This window comes from Flammeovirga sp. SJP92 (assembly GCF_001583495.1).
GTDB lineage: Bacteria > Bacteroidota > Bacteroidia > Cytophagales > Flammeovirgaceae > Flammeovirga.
Map to the genome: position 1 here is coordinate 1 of NZ_LQAQ01000026.1, position 1,506 is coordinate 1,506.

Annotated in this window: 1 protein-coding gene; it reads left to right on the top strand. The window is 36.7% G+C overall.

Annotated features, from left to right (window positions below; translation table 11 throughout):
- Positions 1-428: 428 nt before the first annotated feature.
- Positions 429-1,415 (top strand): zinc-binding dehydrogenase, encoded by a 987-nt coding sequence (locus AVL50_RS07215; RefSeq protein WP_062615816.1) that lies wholly within the window; start codon positions 429-431, stop codon positions 1,413-1,415.
- The last annotated feature ends 91 nt before the right edge of the window (positions 1,416-1,506 follow it).

The window sequence follows — 1,506 nt, forward strand, 5'->3', positions numbered from 1 at the left end:
ATTTAGCTTTTGACTTCTAAGCCTAGATTTTTTGCTTCGTTTTTCATCAATGGAAAAATGAAGAAGAAGGAAGCTTGAAAGTAGAACCTTCAAAGCTTATAGAAATGTTGAGTGAAAGTTGACTATAATTTAGTTTACAACCTACTAATGTAATGAAGATGCATTGCATCCAACATAAGAGAATTGATGACGTTGAATAAAGGAAACTCTAGAAATACAAATAATTATTAACAACAATTTCTTATAGAATTACCTTTAAATTAATACTGACAGGTGGATTAATTAACTTAGGGTGAATCCATTAGCTTTCTCTTATTTTTTCCATTTCAACCTTTATTTTTAGGCTCGTAAAACTCGCTTTTTTATCAAAATGCACCTTATCTTGCATTCTATAAAAGTAAAATTGAACAACCCAAAAAAACAAAAATATGAAGGCCTATTTAGTCAGAAAAGCTGGCGGTCCAGAAGCGTTAGAATTTACCAATATTGAAGACCCTATTCCTGAAAAAGGAAAAGCATTAATTAAAATTCGTGGTTTTGGATTAAATAGAGCAGAAGCTGTCACACGAATGGGAGGCTCCTTTGATGCTGTAAAGTTTCCTAAAGTAATTGGAATAGAATGTATCGGTGAAGTGGTTGAGTGTCCTGATGGCACATTACAACCTGGTCAAAAAGTAGCGGCAGCTATGGGAGAAATGGGACGAAAGTACAATGGCTCTTATGCTGAAATGACACTAGTACCCCTTTCTAATGTTTTCCCAATTGAGACCGAGCTGAACTGGACTATTCTAGCAGCTATTCCAGAAACATACCTCACCGCTTGGGGCTGTGTTATAGAAACACTGAAAATGGACAAAATAGAGCAACCCAAAGTTGTGGTAAGACCCGGAGCATCGGCATTAGGTCTTGCAATCAGCAGTATTATCAATCATCTAGGAGGTGAAATCATTGGAGTGACAAGAAGTCCGGATAAAGTAGAAAAACTCAAAAAAGGAGGAATGCATCACGTGATTGTGTCTGCTGGTACCATTGATGAAGAAGTGCGTCATATTTGGCCTGATGGTGTGGATGGAGTTGTGGATACTATTGTGAGTGAAGTAAGTGTGAAAGACGATTTGGCCATGTTGAAACCTTCGGGAAAAATTTGTCTTGCTGGTTCACTTGCGGAAAGTTATCAAACGGATCAGCATGCTGATTTCCAAGAGGTTTTAAAAGATGAAAAAATCAGTTTTTATGGCAGTGATCATCTTCATGTAGACAAAGATGGAGGCACTTTACAACATATTATCGATCAGGTTGAGCAGGGTCATTATAAACCAAATATAGATGCCGTATATTCATTTGAAGAGCTTATTGAAGCTCATGAGAAAATGGATAAAAATACTTTTGCAGGAAAAGTGGTCATACTCTTATAAGACTTTTCCAGTACAAAGCGACTTCACTAAAACCCGCTGAAAAATGGAAAACTTTCTAGAACTCACCCCTGAAAACATTGCTTCTGAACAC